A 26,714-nucleotide genomic window follows, 5' to 3' on the forward strand; every position below is an offset into this window, starting at 1 on the left:
CTCAACGCGTGGGCAAGCTGGCAAGCGCCACCGTCACCCTGCGGCGCTGCCAGTCCGGTGCTGTGACGGTCGACAAGAGCGACAACCGGCGAAGGTCTGCTGCATCCCTCGCCGCAGTCAGCATCATCTTCTTCGTCCTCGGGATCAGGACGACCTGATCCGCAGACCTCCTGTGGCTAGGCGCTCTGGTGTGCACCCTGGGAGTCCTCTTACTCGCCTACGCCGTATGGCTGCGGCAAACACCGTCAGGCCCTGATGACTCGGTTCCGTCGACGACCGACCGACCGTGAGATAAAGGACGTTATCTAACGGTCATCTCTAGTCGCTAAGGCACCGCACATCAGCGACGTCAGTCGTCTCACCTCGGCTAACCTCCGTTCGACAATCCAGCCGAGGACTCCGCGCGATCAACAGAACTAGACAGCCCCGGTCGGTACCGATCGACAACGGCAAACCCAATATGCTCCATAAGTACAGCGATATGACGGTAGGGCGGTTTAAGCTGGCGGGCGTGAACCTTCGTGGACTACCTCCGCACCTTCGGCGCGGAGCGCTCGCTGCCGCAATCGCAGCCCCGATGATTGCACTGAGTTCCTTATTCTTATTCACAGCGAACGGCCTACTGGACAGCTCGGCAAGGGATATCGGATTAGGCTTTCTAGAGAGCGGCTCCACCCTCATAGGCATAGCTAGCGCAATCTCCCGCACAGGGGAAGTCCTGAACTATGTTGGAATTGCGGCCTTGCTTGTGTCTATCATCTTACTGGTGGCCGACCGGCGAAAGTCCGGCCCGAGCGCAGCCGACCGGGCACGCGCCGCGCTAGATCAAGCGCTTGAAGCGCTTGCATCGCTTGATGCCGAAGTAGCCGACCGGGATAGCCAGTTGGCCAGCGCTCGGAGCGGCCTAAGCAATCTCCGCCAGCAGATCGACTCATCCATCGCCGGGATCGGTGGCTCGACTGGTCGCAAGAGCGTCGATCGGAATACCGTCTATTTTATACTCGGGATAGTCGCGACGATCGTGGTCGCCACCCTTCAGTCCCTGCTTACGTGAGTCGCGCGCTGACGCCTAAACGGACTGACAGTGCTCCCGAGCCGGCGCCACAGGCCCCCGGGCGGCGTCGTTCGCCCCGAACAGCGCACCGCTGATAGAGGAGGTTACTTGCGGGTCGACATTGAGCGCCGCCGTCGGAGCGAAAAAGCTGCTTTAACGACGAGAGCGATACCGACGCCCGTCGCCATGCCCAGAAAGCCCGAGGCAGCGTCCCGGCCCTTCATCGACCAGGCCAGGGTTGCACCCACCAGGGCAACGACGAGCATGCTCGTCACGAAGATCCACCTCGACCGGGGCCAGCCCGGCCCTCGCTGAGCATCCACCCTGTCAGGGTGACAGCAAGACCGTCATGACGCCTGGCAGCGTTCCACTGAGACCATCCGACCACTGACACCATGGTCTGACGGCCTATACAACATAAAGGAGGTTATGTTGTGTCCGTTTCGCGCCCGCTCGAGTGCCAGCGGGATGTCCGTCTTCGACATGAGCGGCGGCCGCGACGTCTATCCGCCGTCACGGACAGAGATCTCGCGTGCACCACCACAACGACGACGGGCGAACGGCCAAACGACGACGGGCGAACGGCCAAACGACGACGGGCGAACGGCCACCGAAGCGGAGGATCAGGCCTCCCGGCGGGCGCGCACGGCCCCGGCCAGCTCGGCCAGCAGCCGCTCGGTCGTCGGGAGGTCGACGCAGGCGTCGGTGACGCTCTTGCCGTACTCCAGCGACCCGGGGTGCGCGCGGTCCAGGTCCTGCCGGCCCTCGACGAGGTTGCTCTCGATCATCACCCCGCGCAGTGCCCGCTCCCCGCCGGCGATCTGGCCGGCCAGGTCGGCGACGACGGCGGCCTGGCGGCGGTGGTCCTTCTGGCTGTTGCCGTGCGAGGCGTCGACCACGACGACCTCGGGCAGGCCGCGGGCGCCCAGCGCCTGCTTCGTGGCCGCGACGTGGGCGGCGGAGTGGTTGGGGCCGTCCTTGTCCCCGCGCAGGATCACGTGGGCGGTGTCGTTGCCGGTGGTCGACAGCTGCGCGGTCACCCCGTGGCCGTCGACGCCGAGGAACTCGTGCGGGGCCCGCGCGGTCAGCACGGCGGAGATGGCCGCACCGATGCTGCCCTCGGGTGAGTTCTTGAAGCCGATGACCGAGGAGAAGCCCGAGGCGCGCTCGCGGGCGGTCTGGTCGGTGACGTTGCGGGCGCCGACGCCGTTGTAGGTGACCAGCCCGTTGACGTACTGCGGGGTCAGCGCGTTCAGCGGCTCGGCCGCGACCGGCACGCCCAGCGCCGTGATCGCGCGCATGAGCATCCGCGTGGCGACCAGGCCGACGCTGATCCGGCTGGAGCCGTCGAGGAACGGGTCGTAGGCGAAGCCCTTCCAGTCGACCTCGGTGCGCGGCTTCTCGGTGTAGGTGCGCATCAGGACCTCGAGGTCGGCCCCGTGCCGCTCCCGCATCGCCGCGATGAACCCGGCGTACTCGACGGCGGCGGCCGGGTCGTGGATGGAGCACGGCCCGGCGATCACGGTCAGCCGGTCGTCGGCACCGCGGACGATGTCGCCCACCGCCCGGCGGGCGGCGCGGGTGGTGGCCGTCGAGGCGGCCGGCAGCGGGACGACGGTGGCGACCGCGGCCGGGGTGACCACGACGCTCAGGCCGGTGATCCGGGCGTTGACCAGGTCGGCGTCGTCGACCTCGGCCACCCCGCCGGTGCCCAGCGCCGCCACGACGCCGGGCAGCAGCTCGGCCAGTGTCGCGTCGATCTGCTGGTTCACCCGGGTCTGCAGGTCCAGGAGGTGGTCGGCGATCCGGGTGGCCTCGGTGAGGATCTGGTCAGCGGGGGTCGGCGCCTGGTCCATGGGGCGAGTCTCCCGGTTCGCCCCGCGGGCCCGCGACCGGGTCCGCGGGGCGCACCCCGGTCACCCGCCCGCGGCGGTGCGGGCCAGGTGCAGCCAGGTGTCGACGACGGTGTCCGGGTTCAGCGACATCGACCCGATCCCCCGGGCCACGAGCCACTCGGCCAGGTCGGGGTGGTCGCTGGGCCCCTGGCCGCAGATGCCCACGTACTTCCCCCGCGCCAGGCAGGCGCTGATCGCCATCTCCAGGACGGCGAGGACCGCGGGGTCCCGCTCGTCGAAGCTGCCGGCGACCAGGCTGGAGTCGCGGTCCAGGCCGAGCACCAGCTGGGTCATGTCGTTGGAGCCGATGGAGAACCCGTCGACGTGGTCGAGGAAGGCGTCGGCCAGCAGCGCGTTGGAGGGCAGCTCGCACATCATCACGACCTTCAGGCCGTTCTCCCCGCGCCGCAGCCCGTGCTCGCCCAGCAGCCGGACCACGCCCTCGATCTCGGCGACGGTGCGCACGAACGGGATCATGATCTGGACGTTGGTCAGCCCCATCTCGTCGCGCACGTACCGCAGCGCCTCGCACTCCATCGCGAAGCACTCGGCGAAGTCGGCCGACAGGTACCGGGAGGCCCCCCGGTAGCCCAGCATCGGGTTCTCCTCGTGCGGCTCGTAGTGCTCCCCGCCGAGCAGGTTGGCGTACTCGTTGGACTTGAAGTCGCTCATCCGCACGATGACCGGCTCGGGCGCGAACGCCGCGGCGATCATCGACACCCCCTCGGCGACCCGGGACACGAAGAAGTCCCGGGCCGAGGGGTAGGCCACGATCCGCTCCTCGACCTGGCGCTTGAGCGGCGCGTCGAGGGTGTCCAGCTCCAGCAGGGCGCGGGGGTGGATGCCGATCTGCCGGTTGATGACGAACTCCAGCCGGGCCAGCCCCACCCCGGCGTTCGGCAGCCGGGAGAACGCGAAGGCCTGCTCCGGCGTCCCCACGTTCATCATGATCTTGGTGGGGATCTCCGGCATCGCCTCCAGCGAGGTCTCGCTGACCTCGAAGTCCACCGCGCCGGCGTAGACCAGGCCGGTGTCGCCCTCGGCGCAGGAGACGGTGACCGGGTCGCCGTCGCGCAGCGAGCGGGTCGCCGTCCCGGTGCCGACGACGGCGGGGATGCCCAGCTCGCGGGCGATGATCGCCGCGTGGCAGGTGCGCCCGCCGCGGTTCGTGACGATCGCCGAGGCCCGCTTCATGATCGGCTCCCAGTCGGGGTCGGTCATGTCCGCGACCAGCACGTCGCCGGGGGTGAAGGAGTCCATCTGGTCGATGTCGCTGAGCACCCGCACCGCGCCCGCGCCGATCTTCTGCCCGATCGCCCGCCCCTCGACCAGCACCTCCCCGCTGCCGGTGAGCCGGTACCGCTCGGTGACGTTCCCGGCCCGCGACTGCACCGTCTCCGGGCGCGCCTGCAGCACGAACAGCTCGCCGGTGAGCCCGTCCTTGCCCCACTCGATGTCCATCGGCCGGCCGTAGTGCTCCTCGATCCGCACCGCCTGGCGGGCCAGCTCGGTGACCTCGGCGTCGGTGAGCGACAGCAGCCGGCGCTGCGCGGGGTCGACGTCGACGAACTCCGTCGTCCGGCCGACCTCGGCGTGGTCGGTGTAGACCATCTTGGTGGCCTTCTCCCCCACCCCGCGCTTGAGCACCGCCGGCCGGCCCGCGGCCAGCGCGGGCTTGTAGATGTAGAACTCGTCGGGGTTCACCGCGCCCTGCACGACGCCCTCCCCCAGCCCGTAGGCCGAGGTCACGAACACGGCGTCGCGGAAGCCGGACTCGGTGTCCATGGTGAACAGCACGCCGGAGGCGCCGAGGTCCGAGCGCACCATCCGCTGGACGCCGGCCGACAGCGACACCGCCTCGTGGTCGAAGCCGTGGTGCACCCGGTAGGCGATGGCCCGGTCGTTGTAGAGCGAGGCGTAGACCTCCCGCACCGCCTGGAGCACCGCGTCGATGCCGCGCACGTTGAGGAAGGTCTCCTGCTGCCCGGCGAAGGAGGCGTCCGGGAGGTCCTCGGCGGTGGCGCTGGACCGGACGGCGAAGGAGACCGCGGCGTCGTCCCCGGCCAGCCGCGCGTAAGCGGCCCGGACGTCGGCCTCCAGCGCCGGCGGGAACGGCTGGTCGACCACGAGCTGCCGGATCTCGGCACCGGCGGCCGACAGCGCCCGGACGTCGTCGGTGTCCAGGGTGCGCAGCCGGTCGGCGATCCGGGCGGCCAGGCCGGTGTCGCCGAGGAAGCGCTGGTAGGCCGAGGCGGTGGTGGCGAAGCCGTCGGGGACGCGCACCCCGGCGTCGGCCAGCTGGGAGATCATCTCCCCGAGCGAGGAGTTCTTGCCGCCCACCACCTCCAGGTCGGCCAGCCCCAGCTCGGCGAACCACCGGACGTTGTCCTCGGGGGCAGTGCCCTCGGCTGCGGTCGCGGGTGCGGTGTCGGTGCTCATCGTCGGTCTCCTCATCGGGCGGGGCGGGAGGGCGTGGGCGCACCCGGGCGGCGGCGCCGCCGGGCCAGGGTCTGGACGACCATCGCGGCGATCTCCTCGACGGAGGCCGCCGAGGTGTCGATGGTGGGCAGGTCGTGGGTGTCGTACATCGCCGTGGCCCGGCGCAGCTCGGCGCGGCACTGCTCCTCCGAGGAGTAGCGGGAGTCGGGTCGGCGCTCCTGGCGCACCCGGCTGAGCCGGGACACCGTGGTGGTGAGCCCGAAGCACCGGTCGGCCAGCTCACGGACCGGGCGGGGCAGGTCGGTGGTGACCAGGTCCTCCTCGACCAGCGGGTAGTTGGCGACGAACAGGCCGTGCTGCAGCGCGAGGTACATCGCCGTCGGGGTCTTGCCGCACCGCGACGGGGCGAGCAGGACGACGTCGGCGCGGTCCAGGCCGCGGGGGCTCAGCCCGTCGTCGTGCTCGATCGCGAACTCGATGGCCGCCATCCGGTCGTTGTAGCGCCGGACGTCGCCCACCCCGTGCAGCCGGCGGGCCTCCCGCAGCCCGGGGGCGCCGAGCTGGGCCTCGACCCGGGCCATGTGCAGGCCGAAGAAGTCGATGACCGGGGCGCGCGTGCGCAGCAGCTCGGCCCGCACCTCCTCGACGGCGGCGGTGAGGAAGACCAGCGGCGGCACCGGGCCGTCCATCGCCTCGTCGACCTGGGCGACCACCTCGCGGGCCTGCTCGACCGTGGCGATGAAGGGCACGAGCGTCCGGTCGAAGTGCAGGTCGGGGAACTGGATGAGCAGCGCGTTGCCCATCGTCTCGGCGCTGATCCCGGTGCTGTCGGACAGGAAGAACACCGGGACGACGTCGGCCGGGCCCACCGCCGGCGGGCCGGTCACCGGGCAGCCCGGGGAGGTCGTCGGGCGGGTCGGGTCAGGGGCACCCTGCACCTCTGTCTACGCGTCGGAACACGGACCGGTCGCCGGCTGCCGCCCGACCCGCCGCACGGCCGGTCCGGCAGACGCCAGCCTCAGCCTAGTAGGACGTGCTAGACGTCATGCCCTACGCGCTCGCGACCGCGGCCCGCGCGCGGGCTCGGTACACCGCCGGTCGCAGGTCCTCCCGCCAGGAGGCCGCAGACCCGGTCGCGTGTCGTCACACCGACCCCACCCGGCACCGGACTTCCAGCGTGTCACCTGCACGTTCACTCCGGTCACACCCAGCGCACGGACAACTTGTGCCGAAGCGGACCAGTCCGTCTCGTCCACGTCCACAGAGACGGGGCCCACGATCGACGTTTACTCTCAGTTCCAGCACAGCAGCGCAGGGTCGTCAGTCCACTGGCCCCGCGTCCCGCGACCCGCCATCGAGAGGCACGACGATGACCCTGGCCCAGCGCTCCCCCGCTACCGCCCTCCCCCGTCAGGCCACCTACGGCCGCGTCCCGGCCCCGCGCCCCGCCGTCCCCGGCGCCCGCGTCCAGCCCGGCTTCGCCCCCGTCGGCCAGCGCCCCGCGCCGATGCAGCCCGTGCGCCCGATGACCGAGCGCCCCGCCCCGCGCCCGGCGGTGCAGTTCATGACCGTGGCCGAGGTCGCGGCGATCATGCGCGTGTCGAAGATGACCGTCTACCGCCTCGTGCACAACGGCGAGATGGCCGCCGTCCGCGTCGGCCGCTCCTTCCGGGTCCCCGCGCCGGCCGTGCGCGAGTACCTCGACGGCGCCCGCACCGACGCCGCCTGACCCAGCCCGACCTGCCGTCCCGCTCGGGACGGCGTGCCGATCGGCTCCCGGGACCCGGGGCCGTGGTGCAGGGTGCCCGGGTGACCGCGCACCCGACCGGACCCACCGCTGCGATCGCTGCGACCCTCCGGCGCTACGCCGGGGCGGCCGGCACGTCACCGCTGGACCGCCGCACCGCGCTCGCCCTCGGCGGGTCGCCCGCGGCGCTGCACGCCCTCGCCGCGCTGCCTGCGCGCCGGCGCTCCCCGGCGCTGGTCCTGGCGGCGCTGCACGACCTGGCCCTCGCCGGCCGCGCGCCGGCACTGGCCGCCGCGCATGCCGTGGCCGACGGTGCCGCCACCGCGGACGCGGCGGTCGCCACACTGCTGGACCTGACCGGCGCGGTCGCCGCCACCGTCGCGCACCGCAGTCCGGCCACCATGGCCCTCGCGCGCTGCGCGGTCCTCGCCCCGGCCGTCGCCGAGGCCGCCTCCCGGGTCGGTGCACCGCCCGTCGGGTTGGTCGGCCTGGGCAGCCCCACCGGCCTGGACCTGCACCTGGACCGGATGGGCCTCCGCTACGAGCCCGGGCCGTCGCTGGGCGACCCCGCCTCCCCCGTCCAGCTGTCCACGCCGGTCGTCGGCCCGGGACGGGTCCCGGCGCGGGAGCTGCCCGAGGTCGTCGCCCGGATCGGCGTCGACCGCGCCCCGCTGGACCCCACCGACCCCGACGACGTCCGCTGGCTGCGCGCCTGTGTGGCGCCGGACCGCCCGCACGGGGCCGCACCGCTCGCGTCCGCGCTCACCGTCGCGGCGGCCGCTCCCCCGCTGCTGCTCCGCGGGGACCCGCTCGCACTGCTGCCCGAGGCCCTCGCCCGGGTGCCCGCCGGCGCGCTGCCCGTCGTCCTCACCGCGTGGGCGCTCTCCCGGCTCACCCCCGCCCGTCGCCTCGAGCTGCAGCGGCGACTGGCGGAGGCCGCGGCCGGACGGACGATCGCGTGGGTCTCCGTCGAGGGGGTCGGGGTCGCACCCGGCGTCCCGACGCTCGGCGACCGCCCGGCGTCAGGACACAGCACCCTCGGCCTGACGGTGTCGACCGGGACCGGGCTGCACGCCACGGCGCTGGGCCGCTGCTGGTCGCGGGGCCGCCTGCTGTCCTGGCTGGCCGACGCGTAGCCGCGGGTGCCGGTCAGCCGCCCGGCGGGGGGAACGGCACCCGGACGACCAGCCCGCCCGCCGGCGGAGCGGACAGCTGCAGGTCGGCGCCGTGCACGGCGGCCACCCGGGCCACGAGAGCCAGCCCGAGCCCGCTGCCGGTCGGGGCGGACGAGCCGGCCGACGTGCGCCCGACGCCCCGGACGAAGGGCTCGGTGAGCGTGGCCAGCAGGCGCGGTGGCACCACCGGTCCGCTGTTGACCACCCGCAGCTCGGCGCGGCCGTCGACGGTCGTGCCGGTGGTGACCTGCACGTGCCCGCCCGGGCCGGTGTTGTGCCGCACCGCGTTGAGCACCAGGTTGGACACCAGCTGCCGCACCAGGGGCTCGACGCCGTCGAGGTCGCCCTCCCCCAGCTCGGCGTCCACCACCAGCCCGGCCTGGTCGGCCAGCGGGGTCAGGTCCGCGACCACCCCGGCGGTGAGCTCGGCGAGGTCCACCGGCACCAGCGGCGGGGTGCGGCCCTGGTCGAGCGCGGCCAGGGCCAGCAACGCCTCCACCGTCTCGGTGCCCCGGCGGTTGGTCTCGTCGAGCCGGCGCAGCAGCTGGCCGACGTCCACCCCGGCCGGGTCGGCGAGGGCGACGTCGAGCATCGCCCGCTCGACCGCGTAGGGGGTGCGCAGCTCGTGGGAGGCGTTGGCGGCGTACCGGCGCTGCTCGTCGAAGGCCGCCTGCATCCGGTCGAGCATCGTGTCGAAGGTGTCGGCGAGCTCGCGGAACTCGTCGCGGGTGCCCTGCAGCCGCACCCGGTACTCCAGGGAGCCGGCCGCCACCTGCTGGGCGACCGCGTGCACCCGGTGCAGCGGGCGGAGCATCCGCCCGGCCAGCAGCCAGCCGCCCACCAGGCCGAGCACCCCCAGCACCGCGAGCACGGCCACCAGCTTGGGCAGCAGGGCGTCCAGGAGGTCGCCGCGGTCGGGCACCGGCACGCCGCCCTCGCCGCGCAGGTTGCCCTCGGGCACGAAGTGCAGCACGTAGGCCAGCAGCGCGACGGTGCCGACGCCGGCGACGGCCAGGAAGCCGGCGTAGCTGAGCGCCAGCCGCAGCCGGGCGCTCACGCCGGGCCGGACGCCGGCTCGCCCACCCGGTAGCCGGCGCCGGGCACGGTGTGGATCAGCCACGGGTCGCCCAGCCGTTTGCGCAGCGAGGAGATGGTGATCCGGACGGCGTTGGTGAACGGGTCGGCGTTCTCGTCCCACGCCCGCTCCAGCAGCTGCTCGGCGCTGACCACCCCACCGCGGGCGGCCATCAGCACCTCCAGCACCGCGAACTGCTTGCGGGTCAGCCCCACGTACCGGCCGGCGCGGTGCACCTCCCGGCGGAACGGGTCCAGCGTCAGCCCGGCGAACTCGACCACCGGCGGCGTCCCGTCGACCGGGCGGCGGCCCAGCGCGCGCAGCCGCACCACCAGCTCCCGCATCGCGAAGGGCTTGGTGAGGTAGTCGTCGGCGCCGAGCTCGAAGCCGGCGACCTTCTCCTCGAGCCGGTCGGCCGCGGTGAGCATGAGGATCCGGCACGGCATGCCCGCCGCGACCACCTGCCGGGCCACCTCGTCCCCGGAGGTGCCGGGCAGGTCGCGGTCGAGCACGAGGACGTCGTAGGAGGTGACGGCCAGGTGCTCCAGCGCACTGTCGCCGTCGTGGACCACGTCGGAGGCGATGGCCTCCAGCCGCAGCCCGTCCCGGACGGCGTCGGCCAGGTAGGGCTCGTCCTCGGCGATCAGCACCCGCATGGGGCGAGGGTAGGGAGCCGGGGATGTCGTGGGCGTATGGACGCGCACCCCACGCCGCTCCCGGGCCTCGCGGGCCAGCTGCCGCGCCGCGACGACGCTGGCCGGCTCGTGGGTGGCCGTCATCCGGCGCTGGGGTCGGCGACCGGCGCCGGGCACTCTCCGCCGCGCTCGACGGTGAGCTCGTAGTGCCACAGCTCGTTGCCGTAGGTCTGGCAGAGGCCGAACTGCGCCCCGTGCCGGGACAGCCAGTACATCGCGTCGGTCGGGCCGATGTCGACGGCGTCCCCGGTGACGTGGGCGGACTCGTCGGCCGGCAGCACGTGCACCCGGGCCGCCGCAGGGCTGCCGTGCTCGCGCACCGCGGCGTCGAACAGCGACTGCTGGTAGGCCGCACTGCGCCAGCCCGTGGTCACGTGGAAGCGCACCCCGTCGTCCGTCGCGGCCCGGTACGCGTCCTGGACGGCGGTGCGCAGCGCGGCGTCCAGCCGGGTGAGGGCCGGGACGTCGTCGAAGGGCGACAGCACCTCGCCGTCGGGCAGCCAGCCGTCCTCGGCGGTCAGCTCCCGGCGCTCCGGCGTGCCGGCCGACGGCGTGCCGGCCGACGGCGCCGTGGCGAGCGGCGCCCCCTCGGCGCCGGCGGGGACGACGTCCGCGCACCCGGCCAGGGCCGCCAGCAGGAGCGGGACGGCGACCAGCCCGGCCCGGCGACCCCGCCGCGCGCGGCGGAGCGCGGACCGGCACCCGGCGGCCAGCGCGACGCCGACCACCGTGCCGGCGGTGTTCGCGGCCACGTCGGCGAGGTCGGGCACCCGGCCCGGCAGCGTGGTCTGCACCAGCTCGACCAGCACCGACAGACCGGCGCCCAGCGCGACGGGGAGGACCGGGCTGCGGCGGCGGACCAGCACGGCGGCCAGGGCGCCCACCGGCACGAACAGCAGCACGTTGGCCGCCGCCTCGACCTGCGCGCGCTGCACCGCGCCCGGCCACGGCGCGGTGAGCGCCTCGGCCAGGGCGGTCACCGTGCGCCGGGCCTCGGCGACCGCACCGGGTGGGCCGAGGGTGACGCAGGCGACCGCGAGCAGGACGGCGACGGCGGCCGGCAGGAGCGCACCCGGCCGTCGGCGGACCGGCGGGAGCGTGGTGGAGGTGGGTGACACGGGACGGGTCGGGGCGGGACTGGTCGGCACGGGGGCTCCTCACCACCGGGCGGGCCGGTGGGACGTCGATGACCGGGGGACGTCGCCCAGTCCAGTCGCGCGCCCGTTGCCACGGCGTCTGCGGATCCGCATACGCCCACGACACGTCCACCCGGGCCCTACCTGACCGGCCCGACCCGACCCGGTCAGGCCGCGGGCACCGCCTCGCGGCGGCTGCGCAGGGCGAGGACGGTCGTCGGGACCAGCGTGAGCGCGGCGACGCAGGTGCCCACCACGGCCGGGCCGACCGTGCCGAGGCCGGACTCCAGCGCCCGGCCGGCGGCCAGCGAGCCGACCGCTGTCCCGAGGTTGTAGGCCGACACCGACAGCGCGACGCCCAGCGTGGCCGCCACCCCGGAGGAGCGGACCGCCAGCGCGGACAGCACCGGGTTGGCGCTGAGCCCGAGCAGGCCCAGCAGGACCAGCAGCACCACCGTCGGCACGGCGGAGGTGGACAGCAGGCAGGTCGCCAGCAGGACGACGGTGGTGGCCGCCGCGACGCCGATCGTGGTCGCGTGCGGGTGGTCGTCGCCGAGCCGGCCGCCGACGACCGTGCCGACCAGCGACCCGACACCGAAGCCGACGAGCACCAGCGGCACCCAGCTCGCCGCCACGCCCGCCCGGTCGGTGAGCAGCGGGGACACGTAGGAGTAGACCGACAGCACGCCGCCGGTGGTGGTCGCGCACGCCGCCAGCACCAGCCACAGCCGGCCCGACCGCAGCGCCCCCAGCTCCGACCGCAGGGTCACCGGCTGCTTGTCGGCGTCCTCGGGCGGGACGCTGCGGGCGATGAGCGGGACGGCGGCCAGGGCGAGGACCGCGAGCGCCCAGAACGGCCCGCGCCAGCCCGACAGCTGACCGGCGAACGCACCCAGCGGCACACCGGCGACGTTGGCGAGCATGCCGCCGGCGCCGACCAGGCCCAGCGCCCGGGCGCCGGCTCCCGGGCCGGCCGCCCGGGTGGCGACCACCGAGGCGACCGACCAGAAGGCGCCGGTGGCCCAGGCGGTGACGAACCGGGCGGCCAGCAGCACCGGGAAGCTGTCGCCCACGGCGACCACCACGTGCCCGGCCGCGAACACCCCCAGGGCCAGCACCAGCGTCACCCGCGCCGGCATCCGCCGGGTGAGCAGCGTCATCGCCGGCGAGCCGACGATCATGCCGGCCGCGAACACCGTGATCAGCAGCCCGGCCTGCGCCACGCTCACCTGCAGGTCACCGGCGATCTCCGGCAGCAGGCCGGCGACCACGAACTCGGTGGTGAGCATCAGGAACGTGCCGACGGCCAGCACGTACACGACGACCGGCATGCGCCCGGGCCGGGCCGCCGTCGCCGTGCCGGTGATCGGAGCGGCCGTCACCGCAGGCTGGCCACGTCGATGACGAAGCGGTAGCGGACGTCGGAGGCCAGCACCCGCGCGTAGGCCTCGTTGACCTGGTCGGCCTCGATGACCTCGACCTCGGCGCCGATGCCGTGCGCGGCGCAGAAGTCGAGCATCTCCTGGGTCTCGGCGAGGCCGCCGATCATCGACCCGGCGAAGGTGCGGCGGCCGCCGATCAGCGACATGACGTTCACGCCCAGCGGCTCGGCGGGCGCGCCGACGTTGACCAGCGCGCCGCCCACGGCCAGCAGCGACAGGTGGGCGTCGACGTCGATCGGCGCGCTGACGGTGTTGACGATCAGGTCGAAGCGGCCGGCCAGGGTGGCGAAGGTGTCCGGGTCGCTGGTGGCGGAGTAGGCGTCGGCGCCCAGCCGCAGCCCGTCCTCCTGCTTCTTCAGCGACTGGGACAGCACGGTCACCTCGGCACCCATGGCGTGCGCCAGCTTCACCGCCATGTGCCCGAGCCCGCCCAGGCCGACGACGGCGACCCGCGTGCCGGGGCCCGCACCCCAGTGGCGCAGCGGGGAGAAGGTGGTGATGCCGGCGCACAGCAGCGGCGCGGCTGCCGCGGAGTCGATGCCCGCGGGCACCCGCAGGGCGAAGTCGGCGTCCACCACGACGTGGGTGGAGTAGCCGCCCTGGGTGGTGGTGCCGTCGCGGTCGGTGGCGGCGTAGGTGCCGACCATGCCCTTCAGGCAGTACTGCTCGTCGCCGGCCAGGCAGTTGGTGCACTCCCGGCAGCTGTTCACCATGCAGCCGACGCCGACCCGGTCGCCGACCCGGTGGGTGGTGACGTCGGTGCCGACCTCGGTCACCAGTCCGACGATCTCGTGGCCGGGCACCACCGGGAAGGGCTGCGGGCCCCAGTCGCCGTTGACGGTGTGGATGTCGGAGTGGCAGATGCCGGCGTGCGTGATCTCGATCAGCACGTCACGCGGGCCGACGTCCCGGCGCTCGACGGTGGTGGGGGCCAGGGGCCGGCCGGCGGCAGGTGCTGCGTAGGCGTTGACGCGCATGGGGGTCTCCAGGTGCTCAGTGGGTGGGGGCGTACTCGGCGTCGGTCACCGGGGTCAGCCAGTGCACGACGGCGTGGTCGTCGTCGCCCTCGTTGATGGCCAGGTGGACCATGAGCCGGTCCGGGGCGGCGCCGTGCCAGTGCTCCTCGTCGGCCTCGAACAGCACGCGGTCGCCGGGGCGGATCACCTCGACCGGCCCACCGCGGCGCTGGCAGAGGCCGACGCCCTCGGTGACGAAGACGGTCTGGCCCAGCGGGTGGCGGTGCCAGTGGGTGCGTGCCCCGGGCATGAAGTGCACGAGGGCGGCGGTGACCCGCGAGGGCGCGGGGGCGGCGGCGACCGCGTCGATGAACACGTCGCCGGTGAACCAGTCGGCCGGTCCCCGCACGGTGGCGGTGGAGCTGCGGGTGATCTGCACGGTGGTCCTCCGGCGTCGGTGGTCGGTCGGTCTCCACAGAACGCCTCCGGACGCGCCCGTGGGAGGGCGGGTCTGTGGGGGGTAGGAACTCGACCCCCCACCGTGGCCCTGCTGCGCGCCGAGGCCGGCCGCCGTCCGCACGACACGGCGCTGCGCGAGCTCGTGGGTGGGCTGTCCACGGTCAGCGGGGAGTTCCGCACCCGCTGGGCCGCGACCCGAGCGGCCACCGGCGCCGGGCAGCCCACCCCGGCGGACCGGCTCTCCCGACCGGCTCTCCCGACCGGCCCGCCGGGTCAGCCCGCGGACGGCGCCAGGGCGTCGTCCAGCGGGATCCCGGCCACCGGGACCGCAGCCGGGGTGCCCGGGTGGGCCGGGCGGCCGAAGAACCAGCCCTGGCCGAGGTCGACCTGCAGCCCGCGCAGCGTCGCGGCCTCGGCCGGCGTCTCCACGCCCTCGGCGACCACCGCGGCGCCGCACCCGTGGCCGAACTCGACCAGCGAGGCGACCAGCTTGGCCAGCACCGGGTCGGCGTCGACGCCGGAGACGACGCTGCGGTCCATCTTGATCACGTCGGGGGTGGTGAGGACGATGTGCCGCAGCGAGGAGTACCCGGCGCCGACGTCGTCGATGGCCAGCCGCATGCCGTCGGCGCGCAGCGGGGCGAGGACGGCGGCGAGCTCGGCGTAGTCGGCCACCTGGTCGTGCTCGGAGAGCTCCAGCAGCACCCGCTCCAGCGGCAGCTCACGCAGGAGCGCGGTGAACTCCGGCAGCAGCAGCGTCGCCGGGGAGATGTTCATCGCGACGTACCCCTCGACCACGGCCAGGTGGTCGGCCGCCCGGCGCAGCGCGAGCAGCTCCAGCTGGTGCCCCAGTCCGATGCTGTGCGCCTCCTCGAACACGACGTCGGGCGCCTTGCCCCACTCCGCCGGGAAGCGGCTCAGCGCCTCGGACCCCACCTGGTGCCCGGTGCCGAGGTCGACGATGGGCTGCAGGACCACGACCGGCCCACCGTCGGCGACGACCAGCTCGAGCCGGCCGAGCAGCTCGCGGCGGCGCGCCTCCTCCCGCACGCCCGGCTCGATGACGACGGCCGCGGCCGAGGCGAGCACGGTCATCAGCGACCGGTCCCGCTGGGTCAGGCCCTTGTCGGTGGTCAACCCGGCGGCGCAGAAGGTGCCGTAGAGCTCGCCGTCGCTGAGCACGACCGGCACCGAGACGTAGCTGCGGATCCGCGGCAGCCGGGCCGCCGGCAGCCTCATCGCCTCCGGGTGCTGGCGCACGTCGGACATGACCGCGGGCAGCTTCCCGTCCAGGACGGCCTGGCAGAAGCTGGTCTCCTGCCGCTGCTGGTTGCCCTCCTGGAACAGGAAGGGCACCGAGGACTCCACGACCTCCAGGTGCTGGGTGGTGCCGTCCAGCCGGCTGAGGAAGGCCACCGACAGCTGCAGCGACTCCTTCGCCGTGCGCAGCAGCTCCGCGACCTGCTGCTCGGCGTCCGAACGCCTCGTCCTCACATCACCCTCCCGGTGGCCGTCCCCAGGGACATCGGCCACCGGGCCGTCCGACCGGAGGACCCGAACGGGTGGTCTTCAGCCCTCGCGCGGGACCCCGCGGTCGGGGGCGCTCATGTCGCCGGTGGCCGGGATGCCGCCGGTGAGCGCGTAGCGGAGGTGGACGGTGCCCCGGGGCGAGGCCACCGGCGGGCCGAGCAGCTCCAGCCCCGCCGGGACGACGCCGCGGTCGAACACCTTCTTGCCCACCCCCAGCAGGACCGGGTGCACCCAGAGGTCGAGCCGGTCGACGAGCCGCTCGCGCAGCATCGTCTGCAGCAGGTCCAGGCTGCCGACCACCGCGACGTGCTCGTGCCGGTCGCGGACGCCCCGCACCGCCTCCGCGAGGTCCGGGCCGAGCTGGCTGGACCCCGCCCAGGACAGGTCGGGCCGGCCGCGGGAGGCCACGTACTTGGGCACCCCGTTGAACAGCTGCGCGATCTCGCCGTCCTCGCCGCCGTGCTGGTGCGGCCAGTACGCGGCGAAGACGTCGTAGGTGCGCCGGCCGAGCAGCAGCGCGTCCACCCCCTGGTAGGCCGCGCCCACCTGCCCGCCGGAGACCTCGTCGAGCAGCGGCGCCTGCCAGCCGCCGAACGGGAAGCCCTCCGGGTCCTCGTCCGGCCCGCCGGGTGCCTGCCCCACCAGGTCGAGAGTCGCGAACAGCTTGGCCTGCACCAGTCCCATGGCGTGCTCCTGTCGGTCGGTCGTAGTCGTCAGAGAGGAGGACCGGCCGCGACCGGCGGACTCATCGCCCGCGCGGCCACCTGGTTCGCGCCGTCGCCCGCCAGTGCTGCGTCCTCGTGGCACCCGGGCCCGGGTGCCACGAGAGCGCGCATCTCGGTGGCGGCGGGACAACGGCTCACCAGGCGAGCACCCCGGCCTCGTCCTGCAACGTGCCGGACGGGCCGTCGGGGCCCTGGGTCGCCAGCCGGACGACGACCCGCGCGCTGTCCGCGACCGGCCGGCCGATGCCGAACGCGGCGGTCATGTCGGTCGCGGTGGCGCCCGGCTCGACGGCGGTGAACCGGATGCCGGGGTGGGCCTTGGCGTACTGCACGGTGAGCATCGTGGCCGCCGCCTTGGACGCGGCGTAGAGCGCCAGCGGGAACTGGGACTCCGGCCGCTCCGGGTTCGTCACCGCCCAGAAGGACCCCATGCTGCTGGACACGGTGACGACCGCGGGGTCGGCGGACCGGCGCAGCAGCGGCAGCGCCGCCTCCGTGACCCGGACGATCCCGATGGCGTTGACGTCGAAGGACCGCACCGCCGCGGCGGCGTCGAGCCCGGTCTCCAGCACGCCGGCGTTGTGCACCAGCAGGTCCAGGCGCCCCTCGGCCGCGTCGACCTCGGCCAGCGCGCGGGCCACCGAGGCGTCGTCGGTGACGTCCAGCTGGACGAACCGTGCACCGAGCTCGGCGGCCGCCTTCGCACCGCGCTCGGCGTCCCGGGCGCCGACGTACACGGTGTGCCCGAGCTCCAGGAGCTGGCGGGCGGTCTCGTACCCGATGCCCTTGTTGGCGCCGGTGATCAGTGTGACGGTCATGTCTCCCCCTCGATGTGGCCGACCCGATCGGGCCGCGCTCCCCATGCTCGGGCGCCCAGGAGAGGAGACCCAGAGCCCTGCTCAGCCTGGGGGGTGACAGGACCCCCGCTGCGTCCCCTCCGGCGTCCTACGCTCGGCACGTGAGCGAGTCGACCAACCCCCTGGGCACCTTCCTGCGGGCCCGGCGCGAGCTGGTGACCCCGGAGCAGGCCGGCATCCCCCAGCTGGGCGTGCGCCGCGTACCGGGGCTGCGCCGGGAGGAGGTCGCGATGCTCGCCGGCATCAGCGCCGACTACTACCTGCGCCTGGAGCGCGGCCGCGACCGGCACCCCTCGGTGCAGGTGCTGGAGTCCATCGCCCGCGTGCTCCGGCTGGACGACGACCACTTCGCCCACCTGCTGACCCTGGTCGCCGAGGTCCCCCGGCACCGCCGTCCCCGCCCCCGTCGGCAGGCTCCGCCGCCCGGCATCCTCAAACTGCTGGAGTCCCTGCCCCAGCCCGCCGTCATCGAGGACCGCTACTTCGACGTCCTGGCGGTCAACCGGACGGCCACCGCGCTCTCCCCCGCCCTCGCCGTCGGCCGGAACCAGCTGCTCGACCTGTTCCTGGACCCGACGGTGCAGGGCATGCACCTGGACTGGGAGCAGGTCACCGAGTGCTTCGTGGCCAACCTGCGGCAGGCCGTGGGCACCGACGTCGACGACCCGCGGTTCATCGAGCTCACCGGCGAGCTGTGCCTGGCCAGCCCGCGGTTCCGCCAGCTGTGGGCCCGGCACGAGGTGCGCGGCCAGCGCGGGACGCCGATCCTGTTCGACCACCCTCGGGTCGGGCAGCTGACGCTCAACCGCGAGCGGCTGAGCATCGACGGGGCCGAGGGCCTGCACCTGGTCGTCTACCACCCCGACGCCGGCTCCGGCGACGCCGGGAAGCTGGCCCAGCTGGCGGCCGCCGCGGTCCCCACCTCCGGGACGACGGCGCCGCGGCCGGTCTAGAGCGGGTCGAGCAGGCGCTGCAGGAACTGGCGGGTGCGGGCCTCGCGCGGCTCGACGAGCACCTCCGAGGGCGGGCCCTGCTCCACGACCACCCCGCCGTCGAGGAACAGCACCTGGTCGGCGACCTGCCGGGCGAAGCGCATCTCGTGGGTGACCACGACCATCGTCCAGCCCTCGGCGGCCAGGGACTGCATGACCTGCAGCACCTCGCCGACGAGCTCGGGGTCCAGCGCGCTGGTGGGCTCGTCGAAGAGCACCACCTCCGGCCGGGTGGCCAGCGCGCGGGCGATGCCGACGCGCTGCTGCTGCCCACCGGACAGCTGCACCGGGAAGGAGTCGGCCTTGTCGGCCAGCCCGACCCGCTCGAGCAGCGCCCGGGCCTCCTCCTGCGCCTCGGCCTTCGGCCGCCCCTGGGCGAACACCGGCCCGGAGGTCACGTTGTCCAGCACGCTCAGGTGCGGGAAGAGGTTGTGCGCCTGGAAGACCATCCCGCTCTGGCCGCGCAGGCGGGCGACGGCGCGGGCGTCGGGCCGGGTCGACCAGTCCAGCTCGACGTCGCCGACCCGCACCGTGCCGGTCTCGGGGGTCTCCAGCCCGTTGAGGCTGCGCAGCACCGTCGTCTTGCCCGAGCCCGAGGGCCCGATCAGGCAGGTGACCGACCCGGCCGGCACCGCCACGTCGATGCCGCGCAGCACGCGGTTGTCCCCGAAGGACTTGACCAGGCCGCGGGCCTCCAGCAGCGGGGCGCTCATACGGCCACGTGCCGGGACAGCTTGGTCTCCAGCCGGGTCTGACCGAAGGACAGCACGAGGCACACCACCCAGTAGTAGACGGCGGCGACGCCGTACAGCGTGAAGAACGCGAAGCTCGGGGCCGCGATCTCCTGCGCCCGGCGCAGCAGCTCGGTCACCAGGATCGTCGAGACCAGCGAGGTGTCCTTGACCAGTGAGATGAGCGTGTTGCTGAGCGGCGGCACGGCGATGCGGGCGGCCTGCGGCAGCACCACCCGCCGCAGCGTCGTGACCCGGCCCATCCCGACGGTCATCGCCGCCTCCCACTGCCCGCGCGGGACGGCGAGGATCGCGCCGCGGACCGCCTCGGAGGCGTAGGCCCCGACGTTGAGCGACAGCGCGATGATCGCGCTGGGCCACGGGTCCAGCGTCAGCCCGAGCGCGGGCAGCCCGAAGAAGACGATGAACAGCTGCAACAGCAGCGGGGTGCCGCGGATGACCGAGACGTAGAACCGCGCCGGCGCGGAGACCAGCCAGTTGCCCGACAGCCGCATCAGCGCGACCAGCAGGGCGAGGGCGAGCCCCAGGGCGAAGGTCACCGCGGTGAGCGGCAGCGTGCCGCGCACCAGACCCTCGAACAGGGGCCCGAGGCTGCTGCGGACGAGGTCCCAGTCGATCGCGTTCACTCCGCGCTGACGTCCTCGCCGAAGTACTTCTCCGAGATCTGGGCCAGCGTGCCGTCGGTGCGCAGCTCCTCGAGGGCGCCGTCCACCTCGGTCTGCAGCTCGGTGCTGTCCTGGGCGAAGGCGAACGCCGACTCGCTCTGGTCGTCGATCTCGACAGCGACCTTCACGTCCTGGTCACCGGTGGTCTTCTGGTACTCCAGGAAGGCCAGGCTGTCGTTGATCGTGACGTCGACGCGGGACTGCTTGAGCAGCGTGATGGCCTGGGTGAAGCCCTCGACCGCCTCGATCTGCGCACCGGCACCGGTGGCCACCTCGGCGAAGTTGCTGGTGGTCGACTGCGCGCTGCGCTTGCCCGCGACGTCGGCCAGCGTGGTGACGCTGGTGTCGTCGGCCCGGGTGATGACCACGCCGTTGGAGTAGGTGTACGGCGTGGAGAACAGGTACTTGGCCTGCCGCTCGGGGTTGACGCCGATCTGGTTGGCGATGAAGTCGATCCGGCCCGCCTCGAGGCCGGCGAAGATCGCGTCGAACTGCGTCTCGCTGAACTCGACCTCGCGGCCGAGCTTCTCGCCCACGGCCCGGGCGACCTCGACGTCGTAGCCGGTGAGCTCGTTGCCGTTGGCCGGGTCGTGGAAGGAGAAGGGCGCGTAGGTGCCCTCGGTGGCCACGCGCAGCGCCTCGCCCGAGCCGCCGCCGCTGGCACCGGCGCCGGCGGCGTCGTCCGAGCCCCCACCGCAGGAGGTCAGCAGCAGGGCGGTGGCGAGGGTGGCGGTCAGGGTCAGGCGGGTGCGCACGGGGGTCTCCGGGTTCATGGGGTCAGGGCGTTCGTCGTCGGGCAGGGGCTGTCGTCCTGCCGTCAGGGGGAACCGCTGCCGCGCCGGAGCACATTCCGCCGCGTGGCCGGTCCCACAACCTGATCGATCTGGTGCAGTATGCCGCCGCCCCCGCTGGGGAGCTCGCCGGCCGGTCCGGCGTCGGGCGGGGCACCATCGTGGTCGGGGGGCGACACCGCGCCGGGACCGCGCCGTGCGCGGGCCCGGCGACCGGCGGTGTGCCCGGACGGCGAGGGAGGGGTGCGTGACCGATCGGGCCTGCGTGAAACGGCGCTACCGCGACGAGGCGACGGCGGAGCTGGCGTTGACGCGCATCCGGGAGGCCGGCGACGCGCGGGAGAAGACGCCGCAGCGCACGTACCGGTGCCCCCGGTGCCGGGGCTGGCACCTCACGTCCTGGCCGGAGTGACCCCGGCTGTCCCTGACGGGTGGGGCACCGATCGCCGGCACCCGGCTGTGCCGCGCTCCCGCGCCCGGGCCGGGATCACCGGCGACCGCAGGGCGGACACGGTGCGTGTCGTGGACCGTGCTCACGCACCGCTCCTGTCCCGGGCGGCGACCCAGCGGTCGAGCGCCTGCACCGTGAGCACGTGCGGGAAGGTGAGCGCCACCAGCACCCCGAGCGCCGCGCTCACCGCGACGGCCGACCCGTCTCCCCCGCCCAGGACGACGACGGCGACCGCGGTGACCGCCGTCGGCAGGGCCGCATGGGCGCCGAACTGACGGACCGCAGCTCCGCGCCCGGAGCCTGGCGACACCGCGTCAAGCAGTGCGACCAACCGGCCGGTGTGCCGGAGGGCGTGCCAGCCGGCGAACCAGACCCCGAAGGCGACCAGCGGGGTGACCACGGCGAACAGCGCGGCCACCCCGGCCAGCTCGGCGGCGTCCCGTCGTCGGCCGTCGGCCAGCTGGGCCCGCAGGGCCAGCCCGAGGACGACGGCGACGGCGGCACCGAGGACCACCCGGACGGCGGGCGGCAGGGGCTCACGCCAGCCCGGGGCCAGCCGGCCGAGCACGTCGGCGGAAGGGCCCGGCCAGAGCACCAGCGGGAGCGCGACCACCGCGAGACCGTGCGCCGCGGTCACCAGCCACTCCTGGGCCGGGCCGGGCACGCGCCGTCCGGCGTGCTCGGCGGACACCACCGCCTCGGCCCGGCCGAAGTGCACGGCCGAGGCGAGGAGGAACACCGCGACCGTGGCCGTCGGCGCGAGGAGCAGTGCCCCGGCGGCGACGGCGGCGACCGCGACGTAGCCGGCCAGCACCCGGCCGAGCGCCGACGGTCGGGGGCGCCGGCCACTGGTCCAGAAAGGCACCATGTGGTCGACCGCGCCGTGCGGGACGCCCAGCAGGATGCCGGCGAGGGCGACGGTGGGCGCGACCCGGTCCACCAGCCCGGGCACCAGCAGCCCGCCGGCGAGCGCCGCCCCGGCGAGGACCGGGCCGACCGCCATCAGCAGCCGGTGCCGGTCCCGGGGTGGTGCGCCGGCTGGGACCACGGGCCGACGCACCACCGGGGGGCCGCCCATCAGCTGGTCCGGCTGGCCTTCGGGGCGTGCCCGTTGACGACCGGGGTGCTGCCGGCCACCGCGGTACGGGCCGGGAGCCCGTCGGCGCCGGCGGCCACGGGCTCCACCGCGTGGTCGTCGTCGTAGGCCGGGTCGGCCAGCCGGCTGCGCACCCGGGCCACCTTGTAGATGGCCAGGCCGTAGGCGGCCTTGGCGAGGATGTCGGCGAGGGAGTAGCCGACCTGCTTGAGCACGAAGCCGCCCTCACCGCCGAAGAAGTCCCCACCCAGCACCGGGAACAGGTAGGCGATCGGGTAGACCCCCCACAGGCCGACCAGCGCCAGCCGCAGCATCTTGATGGTGTGCACGACCTCCGGGGGCTGGCGGTCCAGCGACCGGGACAGCTCCACGAAGAGCACGTACAGCAGGTAGAGGAACGGGATCGTCGACAGGGTGCCCCACAGCAGCCGCGGCCCGAGCTCGTTGGACAGCTCGCCGGGGTAGCCGAGGGCGATCATCAGGGCCGAGGCCGGGATGAGCTTGACCAGCAGCTTCTTCGACGCCGCCCGGCCCAGGGCCATCACCGCGACCGTCTCCAGCAGCAGCAGCGGGACGGTCAGCAGCCAGTCGACGTAGCGATAGCCCTCGTTGAACTCGATGTTCGACAAGGTGTGCGGCGCGTCGATGGTGGCGCCCGCCGGGTAGCTCTCCTGGAAGTTGTTGAAGATCCGGAAGTAGTGGTAGGCCGCGATGCCGCAGACGGTCGCGGAGACGACGACCGCGGTCCGGTACTCCCGGACCACCTGCCGCTGGGACACCACCAGGTACAGCGAGGTGAACAGCAGACAGGCGATGGCCAGGGAGAAGAGGTTGTAGACCGTGGCGAAGTTGGTCGCGGAGAGGGACGGGATGTTGACGGCAGCTGCCTGGACCATCGGAGGGCCCTTCGGGGAGGACGGCGCCCCGTCGAGCGGCGGGCCGCGACCGTTTCCGGATGGCGCCGGTCTACGCCGCCCCGCCAGGATGAGTCCAGTTGCACAGGTTTCAGCGGGGAGCCGCGGCGAGCAGGTCGACTGCGTCGGCCAGGCTGGCCGACACCGCCACCCGGTCGTCGAGCACGCTGTCGGCCCACCCGGGGCCACCGGCGACCAGTGCGCGGGCGGTGCGGGACGTCGGCAGCGCGTCGACCGGGAACCGCGGCGGCGCGTCGTCGGGTGCCACCGGGCGCCGCTGGCTCCAGATGAAGACCCCGGACGCACCCGTGCGGCGCACCGCCGACACCAGCGCCGACACCGGGAGCTGGCCGAGCACCTGCGCGGGCACGCGCCGCTCGGCCAGCGCGGCGGCGAGCACGTGCAGGGGCAGCACGTGCCAGTCCCCCGGCGGGGAGGTCAGCAGCACGCCCCGGCCCGGTTCGGGCTTGGACTGGCAGGCCCGGTGCGCCCGCAGGGTCTCCGTCACCGCCTCGCTGAGCAGGTGCTCCACGTCGATGCCCGCGCCGGTCTGCTCCCAGCGCACTCCCGCCGCGACCAGGACCGGCCGCAGCACGGTGTCCCAGGTGGCGATCGTGCCGCGGGCGACCAGCAGGTCACCGAGGATCGCGTGCACGGCGCCGGCGTCCAGCCGGGCCGCAGCCCGGGCCAGCCCGCGGGCCTCCGGCGGAGCGCCGGGCATGGCCAGCACAGTCCCGCCCGCCCCGGCGCGCGGCGGTCGCGCGGCGGTGCCGCCGGGCTCGGACCCCGCCGCCGTGTCCTCGGCCCCGGCCAGGACCCGGCGGGCGGCCTCGGCCGGTGACGCCCCCGCGGCGACGAGGCGCTGCATGCACACCAGCCGGGCCAGGTCCTCGGCGTCGTAGCGCCGGTGGCCGCCGTCGGTGCGCCCGCTGGGCACCAGCCCGTAGCGGCGACCCCAGCTGCGCAGCGTCTCGGGGGCGACCCCGAGACGAGCCGCGGCGGCACCGACGCCCAGCTGTGCCGACGGGTCGTCCGGTCGACCGTCGGTCACGACCCCATGATGGGCCTCCGCACGCCGGCCGTGCGCCGTTCCTGCCCGACCGGCTGCTCGGCAGGTCCGGACGCCACCCGACCGACCGGCTCAGACGCCGGCCGGTGCCCGCTCCGGCTGCGGGGCGGTCGGTCCCTGGGCCAGCGCGCTGGGCCACCAGATGCGGTCGCCGAGCAGGTGCACGGCGGCCGGCACGAGCAGCGAGCGGACGACGAAGGTGTCGATCAGCACGCCGACGCCGACCAGGAAGCCGAGCTGGACGAGCAGGACCAGCGGCAGCACGGTGAGCGCGCCGAACGTGGCGGCCAGGACCAGCCCGGCGCTGGTGATCACCCCGCCGGTCACGGTCAGCGCCCGGGTGATGCCCGCGCGGGTGCCGTGCCGCACCGACTCCTCGCGGGCCCGGGTCATCAGGAAGATGTTGTAGTCGATCCCCAGCGCCACCAGGAAGACGAAGCCGATCAGCAGGACCTGCGGGTCGCTGCCCGGGAAGTCGAAGAGGTGCTCGAAGGCCAGCGCGCCCAGGCCGACGGTCGCGGCGGTGCTCAGCGCGACCGTGGCGACCAGCAGCAGCGGCACCACGACGGCCCGCAGCAGCAGCGCCAGGACGACGGTGATCACCAGCAGCACCAGGGGCACGATCACCACCAGGTCGCGAGCCGCGGTCTCCTGGGTGTCCAGGTCCTGCGCCGTCGTCCCGCCGACGAGGGTGCCGGGGTCGACCGCGCGCAGCGACGTCCGCAGCTCGGCGACGGCGGCCTGCGCGGCGGCGCTGTCGGGGGCGTCGGCGAGGGTGGCGTCCAGCCGTACCAGCCCACCGGACTCGACGGGCTCCCCGCCGCCGGCCCCGGGCGGCCCGGCCTGCCCGGTGAAGGGGACGACGTCGACCACGCCGGCGACGGCACCCGCGGCCGCGGCGACGTCCGGCCAGCCGTCGACCGGGGTGAGGATGCTGGCCGGGGTGGCGGAGCCGGCGTCGTAGTGGCGGGCGAGGGCCTCCTGGCCGGCCGCGGACGGTGAGCCACCGCGGACCGCCTCCGACAGCGGGATGCCGCTGTCGTCGAAGGTGGGCAGGAACGCGGCGAGGGCGAACAGCCCGACCAGGGTCCAGGCCAGCACGCGGGCCGGGCGGCGGCCGACCGAGGTGGCGACCCGCTCCCAGCCGCGGCCGTGCTGCTGCTGCTCGCCGAACCGCGGCCGGAACGGCCAGAACGCCGCGCGCCCGAACAGCACGAGCACCGCCGGCAGAAAGGTCAGCGCGGCCAGCATCGCGAAGGCGATGCTCACCGCGGAGATCGGGCCGAGCCCGCGGTTGGAGCCCAGGTCGGAGAACAGCAGGCACAGGACACCGAGGATCACCGTGCCCCCGCTGGCGACGATCGGCTCCCACGACTGGCGCAGCGCCACCCGCATCGCGACGAACCGGGACTCCTCCAGCCGCAGCTCCTCCCGGTACCGGGCCACCAGCAGCAGCCCGTAGTCGGTGGCCGCACCGACGACGAGGATCGAGGCGATGCCCTGGCTCTGCCCGTTGACGGTGATCCACCCCCGGTCGGCGAGCAGGTAGGCGACCGCGAGGGAGACCACCAGCGCCATGCCCGCGGTGCCGATGACCAGCAGCGGCAGCAACGGGCTCCGGTAGACCACCAGCAGGATCAGCAGGACGACGCCGAACGCGGCCAGCAGCAGCAGCCCGTCGATGCCGGCGAAGCCCGCGGCGAAGTCGGAGAAGGCCGCTCCCGGGCCGGTGACGTACGCCGTGGTGCCCTCGACGCCGGGCACGGCGCGCAGCTCGGCCACCACCTCGACCAGCGCGTCACCCAGGTCGGGGCGCAACGGCAGCACTGCCTGCACCGCGAGCCCGTCGGCGGACGGGATCGGCGGGGACGCCTCACCGTCCAGGGCACCGGCCTCCTCGGCGACCGCGACCGCGTCCCCGAGGCGCCGGCCCACCTCGGCGAGCGCCCCCTCGTCGAGCGGGCCGTCCGCGCTCTCCCAGAGCAGGACGACCGGGAGGGTGCGCTCGGTGCGGAAACCGGCCTGCAGCTCGGTGACGCGGGTGGACTCCGCGCTGTCGGGCAGGAAGACGGCCGAGTCGTTCTCCGACACCTCGGCCAGCTTGCCGCTGAACGAGCCCAGCGGGCCGGCGAGGCCCAGCCACAGCAGGGCGACGACCGCGGGGAGCAGCCAGCGGAGTACAGATGTGCGACGGGGCATCATGGTCCTCGGGGAAGAAGTCTCGATCGTCGAGAGACCTCACGGTACGACGGACGACGACGGACGGCGAACGGAGGTGCCCGGTGGCGGGTGACGGAGGCGACGAGCGGGCCCACGAGCGGGCCGTGGCCCAACGGGAGATCGCGCTGCTGCTCCGGCGGCTGAACGTCGAGCTGGACGCGGTCGGTGCCCGGTTCGCCACCGCACACGGGCTGAACCGGACCGACGTCCGCGCGCTGGTCGCGGTCATGGACGCCGCGCGCAGCGGGGAGCCGATCACCGCCGGCCGGCTGGGCGAGGCCGTGGAGCTCGCCTCGGCCTCCACCACCGCGCTGCTGGACCGGCTGGAGCGGGTGGGCCACCTGCGCCGCGTGCGCGACCCCCAGGACGGCCGCCGGGTCGTGCTGGAGATGTCGGAGTCGGCGATGGCCGCCGGCGCCGAGCACTTCGGCGGGCTGCAGCGGGCCCTGGGCGCGGCGATGGCGGGCTACACCGAGCAGGAGCTGGCGCTCGTGGCGCGCGTCCTCACCGACGTCACCGACGCCGCCGGCCGCTACGCGCGCAGCTACGGCGACGCGGACGCACAGCGCGGCTGACGGC

Annotated in this window: 25 protein-coding genes and 1 pseudogene; 7 read left to right on the forward strand and 19 right to left on the reverse strand. The window is 74.3% G+C overall.

Annotated elements, in window-relative coordinates; genetic code table 11:
• Positions 1-8 precede the first annotated feature (8 nt).
• Together O2W14_RS09810 and O2W14_RS09815 are read left to right on the forward strand one after the other, a co-directional pair.
• On the forward strand, positions 9-158 hold the full coding sequence (locus O2W14_RS09810) for a hypothetical protein (protein WP_269175902.1): 150 nt from the start codon (positions 9-11) through the stop codon (positions 156-158).
• 608 nt (positions 159-766) lie between these two features.
• Positions 767-1,054, forward strand: coding sequence for a hypothetical protein (locus O2W14_RS09815; RefSeq protein WP_269175903.1), 288 nt, complete (start codon positions 767-769; stop codon positions 1,052-1,054).
• A 623-nt stretch (positions 1,055-1,677) separates the two neighbouring features.
• On the opposite strand, the gene O2W14_RS09820 is transcribed toward O2W14_RS09815, so the two are convergent.
• From O2W14_RS09820 to O2W14_RS09830, 3 genes are read right to left on the reverse strand one after another with little or no spacing between them, the layout of a single operon-like run.
• A complete protein-coding gene (locus tag O2W14_RS09820) occupies positions 1,678-2,910 on the reverse strand; it encodes a 3-deoxy-7-phosphoheptulonate synthase (RefSeq protein ID WP_269175904.1) in 1,233 nt (410 codons plus the stop codon).
• Positions 2,911-2,970: 60 nt separating this feature from the next.
• On the reverse strand, positions 2,971-5,388 hold the full coding sequence (gene ppsA / locus O2W14_RS09825) for a phosphoenolpyruvate synthase (RefSeq protein ID WP_269175905.1): 2,418 nt from the start codon (positions 5,386-5,388) through the stop codon (positions 2,971-2,973).
• Positions 5,389-5,399: 11 nt separating this feature from the next.
• Positions 5,400-6,275, reverse strand: coding sequence for a pyruvate, water dikinase regulatory protein (locus tag O2W14_RS09830; RefSeq protein ID WP_269175906.1), 876 nt, complete (start codon positions 6,273-6,275; stop codon positions 5,400-5,402).
• 482 nt (positions 6,276-6,757) lie between these two features.
• On the opposite strand from O2W14_RS09830, the gene O2W14_RS09835 reads away from it, so the two are divergent.
• Both O2W14_RS09835 and O2W14_RS09840 read left to right on the forward strand, forming a co-directional pair.
• Positions 6,758-7,117, forward strand: coding sequence for a helix-turn-helix domain-containing protein (locus O2W14_RS09835; RefSeq protein WP_269175907.1), 360 nt, complete (start codon positions 6,758-6,760; stop codon positions 7,115-7,117).
• A gap of 80 nt (positions 7,118-7,197) precedes the next feature.
• The gene (locus O2W14_RS09840) at positions 7,198-8,271 is read left to right on the forward strand and encodes a DUF2332 domain-containing protein (RefSeq protein WP_269175908.1); all 1,074 of its coding nucleotides are present in this window, start codon (positions 7,198-7,200) and stop codon (positions 8,269-8,271) included.
• Between the two features lie 13 nt (positions 8,272-8,284).
• Here the strand turns inward: O2W14_RS09840 and O2W14_RS09845 are convergent, their stop codons facing one another.
• The 6 genes from O2W14_RS09845 to O2W14_RS09870 form a co-directional block, all read right to left on the reverse strand.
• The gene (locus O2W14_RS09845; RefSeq protein WP_269175909.1) at positions 8,285-9,367 is read right to left on the reverse strand and encodes a sensor histidine kinase; all 1,083 of its coding nucleotides are present in this window, start codon (positions 9,365-9,367) and stop codon (positions 8,285-8,287) included.
• A complete protein-coding gene (locus tag O2W14_RS09850; RefSeq protein ID WP_269175910.1) occupies positions 9,364-10,041 on the reverse strand; it encodes a response regulator transcription factor in 678 nt (225 codons plus the stop codon). The genes O2W14_RS09845 and O2W14_RS09850 overlap by 4 nt, the downstream gene beginning before the upstream one ends.
• A gap of 119 nt (positions 10,042-10,160) precedes the next feature.
• Positions 10,161-11,228: a VanZ family protein gene (locus tag O2W14_RS09855; protein WP_269175911.1), complete on the reverse strand. Its 1,068-nt coding sequence runs from the start codon at positions 11,226-11,228 to the stop codon at positions 10,161-10,163.
• A gap of 155 nt (positions 11,229-11,383) precedes the next feature.
• A complete protein-coding gene (locus O2W14_RS09860; protein WP_269175912.1) occupies positions 11,384-12,598 on the reverse strand; it encodes an MFS transporter in 1,215 nt (404 codons plus the stop codon).
• Positions 12,595-13,635 carry an NAD(P)-dependent alcohol dehydrogenase gene (locus O2W14_RS09865; RefSeq protein ID WP_269175913.1) on the reverse strand — a complete coding sequence of 347 codons (1,041 nt, stop codon included), beginning with the start codon at positions 13,633-13,635 and terminating at the stop codon, positions 12,595-12,597. Before O2W14_RS09865 ends, O2W14_RS09860 begins: the two co-directional genes overlap by 4 nt.
• Positions 13,636-13,651: 16 nt before the next feature.
• The gene (locus O2W14_RS09870) at positions 13,652-14,053 is read right to left on the reverse strand and encodes a (R)-mandelonitrile lyase (protein ID WP_269175914.1); all 402 of its coding nucleotides are present in this window, start codon (positions 14,051-14,053) and stop codon (positions 13,652-13,654) included.
• A 102-nt stretch (positions 14,054-14,155) separates the two neighbouring features.
• On the opposite strand from O2W14_RS09870, the pseudogene O2W14_RS09875 reads away from it, so the two are divergent.
• Positions 14,156-14,272, forward strand: a pseudogene (locus O2W14_RS09875) (MmyB family transcriptional regulator); the annotation flags it as partial.
• A 74-nt stretch (positions 14,273-14,346) separates the two neighbouring features.
• Here O2W14_RS09875 and O2W14_RS09880 read toward each other — a convergent pair.
• The 3 genes from O2W14_RS09880 to O2W14_RS09890 all read right to left on the reverse strand — a co-directional run bounded on the left by O2W14_RS09880 (position 14,347) and on the right by O2W14_RS09890 (position 17,146).
• The gene (locus tag O2W14_RS09880; RefSeq protein ID WP_269175915.1) at positions 14,347-15,567 is read right to left on the reverse strand and encodes a sensor domain-containing phosphodiesterase; all 1,221 of its coding nucleotides are present in this window, start codon (positions 15,565-15,567) and stop codon (positions 14,347-14,349) included.
• 75 nt (positions 15,568-15,642) lie between these two features.
• Positions 15,643-16,287 (reverse strand): dihydrofolate reductase family protein, encoded by a 645-nt coding sequence (locus tag O2W14_RS09885; protein WP_269175916.1) that lies wholly within the window; start codon positions 16,285-16,287, stop codon positions 15,643-15,645.
• A gap of 175 nt (positions 16,288-16,462) precedes the next feature.
• Entirely contained in the window at positions 16,463-17,146 is a 684-nt protein-coding gene (locus O2W14_RS09890; RefSeq protein ID WP_269175917.1) for an SDR family NAD(P)-dependent oxidoreductase, read from the reverse strand.
• A 140-nt stretch (positions 17,147-17,286) separates the two neighbouring features.
• Between O2W14_RS09890 and O2W14_RS09895 the strand changes: the two genes are divergently transcribed.
• Positions 17,287-18,138, forward strand: coding sequence for a helix-turn-helix domain-containing protein (locus O2W14_RS09895; protein ID WP_269175918.1), 852 nt, complete (start codon positions 17,287-17,289; stop codon positions 18,136-18,138).
• On the opposite strand, the gene O2W14_RS09900 is transcribed toward O2W14_RS09895, so the two are convergent.
• The 7 genes from O2W14_RS09900 to O2W14_RS09930 form a co-directional block, all read right to left on the reverse strand.
• Positions 18,135-18,890, reverse strand: coding sequence for an amino acid ABC transporter ATP-binding protein (locus tag O2W14_RS09900; RefSeq protein WP_269175919.1), 756 nt, complete (start codon positions 18,888-18,890; stop codon positions 18,135-18,137). The two genes, O2W14_RS09895 and O2W14_RS09900, sit on opposite strands and share 4 nt — an antisense overlap.
• Positions 18,887-19,555 (reverse strand): amino acid ABC transporter permease, encoded by a 669-nt coding sequence (locus tag O2W14_RS09905; protein WP_269175920.1) that lies wholly within the window; start codon positions 19,553-19,555, stop codon positions 18,887-18,889. Before O2W14_RS09905 ends, O2W14_RS09900 begins: the two co-directional genes overlap by 4 nt.
• Positions 19,552-20,367: an amino acid ABC transporter substrate-binding protein gene (locus O2W14_RS09910; RefSeq protein ID WP_269175921.1), complete on the reverse strand. Its 816-nt coding sequence runs from the start codon at positions 20,365-20,367 to the stop codon at positions 19,552-19,554. Before O2W14_RS09910 ends, O2W14_RS09905 begins: the two co-directional genes overlap by 4 nt.
• Positions 20,368-20,918: 551 nt before the next feature.
• On the reverse strand, positions 20,919-21,839 hold the full coding sequence (locus O2W14_RS09915; RefSeq protein WP_269175922.1) for a Brp/Blh family beta-carotene 15,15'-dioxygenase: 921 nt from the start codon (positions 21,837-21,839) through the stop codon (positions 20,919-20,921).
• 74 nt (positions 21,840-21,913) lie between these two features.
• Positions 21,914-22,828, reverse strand: coding sequence for a bacteriorhodopsin-like (locus O2W14_RS09920; RefSeq protein ID WP_269175923.1), 915 nt, complete (start codon positions 22,826-22,828; stop codon positions 21,914-21,916).
• Positions 22,829-22,937: 109 nt separating this feature from the next.
• The gene (locus tag O2W14_RS09925) at positions 22,938-23,897 is read right to left on the reverse strand and encodes a MerR family transcriptional regulator (RefSeq protein WP_269175924.1); all 960 of its coding nucleotides are present in this window, start codon (positions 23,895-23,897) and stop codon (positions 22,938-22,940) included.
• 90 nt (positions 23,898-23,987) lie between these two features.
• Positions 23,988-26,114, reverse strand: coding sequence for an MMPL family transporter (locus O2W14_RS09930; RefSeq protein ID WP_269175925.1), 2,127 nt, complete (start codon positions 26,112-26,114; stop codon positions 23,988-23,990).
• Between the two features lie 83 nt (positions 26,115-26,197).
• Between O2W14_RS09930 and O2W14_RS09935 the strand changes: the two genes are divergently transcribed.
• Complete coding sequence (locus tag O2W14_RS09935; protein WP_269175926.1) at positions 26,198-26,710, forward strand: MarR family winged helix-turn-helix transcriptional regulator; 513 nt, start codon at positions 26,198-26,200, stop codon at positions 26,708-26,710.
• Positions 26,711-26,714 lie beyond the last annotated feature (4 nt).

Source organism: Modestobacter sp. VKM Ac-2986, assembly GCF_026967795.1.
Lineage (GTDB): Bacteria > Actinomycetota > Actinomycetes > Mycobacteriales > Geodermatophilaceae > Modestobacter.

What these genes read in the sequence shown, in the direction of transcription:
- O2W14_RS09930 (WP_269175925.1), bottom strand. Translation starts at nt 26,114, where the DNA reads ATGCCCCGTCGCACATCTGTACTCCGCTGGCTGCTCCCCGCGGTCGTC.
- O2W14_RS09820 (WP_269175904.1), bottom strand. Translation starts at nt 2,910, where the DNA reads ATGGACCAGGCGCCGACCCCCGCTGACCAGATCCTCACCGAGGCCACC.
- O2W14_RS09865 (WP_269175913.1), bottom strand. Translation starts at nt 13,635, where the DNA reads ATGCGCGTCAACGCCTACGCAGCACCTGCCGCCGGCCGGCCCCTGGCC.
- ppsA (WP_269175905.1), bottom strand. Translation starts at nt 5,388, where the DNA reads ATGAGCACCGACACCGCACCCGCGACCGCAGCCGAGGGCACTGCCCCC.
- O2W14_RS09835 (WP_269175907.1), top strand. Translation starts at nt 6,758, where the DNA reads ATGACCCTGGCCCAGCGCTCCCCCGCTACCGCCCTCCCCCGTCAGGCC.
- O2W14_RS09915 (WP_269175922.1), bottom strand. Translation starts at nt 21,839, where the DNA reads ATGGCGGTCGGCCCGGTCCTCGCCGGGGCGGCGCTCGCCGGCGGGCTG.
- O2W14_RS09920 (WP_269175923.1), bottom strand. Translation starts at nt 22,828, where the DNA reads ATGGTCCAGGCAGCTGCCGTCAACATCCCGTCCCTCTCCGCGACCAAC.
- O2W14_RS09910 (WP_269175921.1), bottom strand. Translation starts at nt 20,367, where the DNA reads ATGAACCCGGAGACCCCCGTGCGCACCCGCCTGACCCTGACCGCCACC.
- O2W14_RS09890 (WP_269175917.1), bottom strand. Translation starts at nt 17,146, where the DNA reads ATGACCGTCACACTGATCACCGGCGCCAACAAGGGCATCGGGTACGAG.
- O2W14_RS09900 (WP_269175919.1), bottom strand. Translation starts at nt 18,890, where the DNA reads ATGAGCGCCCCGCTGCTGGAGGCCCGCGGCCTGGTCAAGTCCTTCGGG.
- O2W14_RS09850 (WP_269175910.1), bottom strand. Translation starts at nt 10,041, where the DNA reads ATGCGGGTGCTGATCGCCGAGGACGAGCCCTACCTGGCCGACGCCGTC.
- O2W14_RS09885 (WP_269175916.1), bottom strand. Translation starts at nt 16,287, where the DNA reads ATGGGACTGGTGCAGGCCAAGCTGTTCGCGACTCTCGACCTGGTGGGG.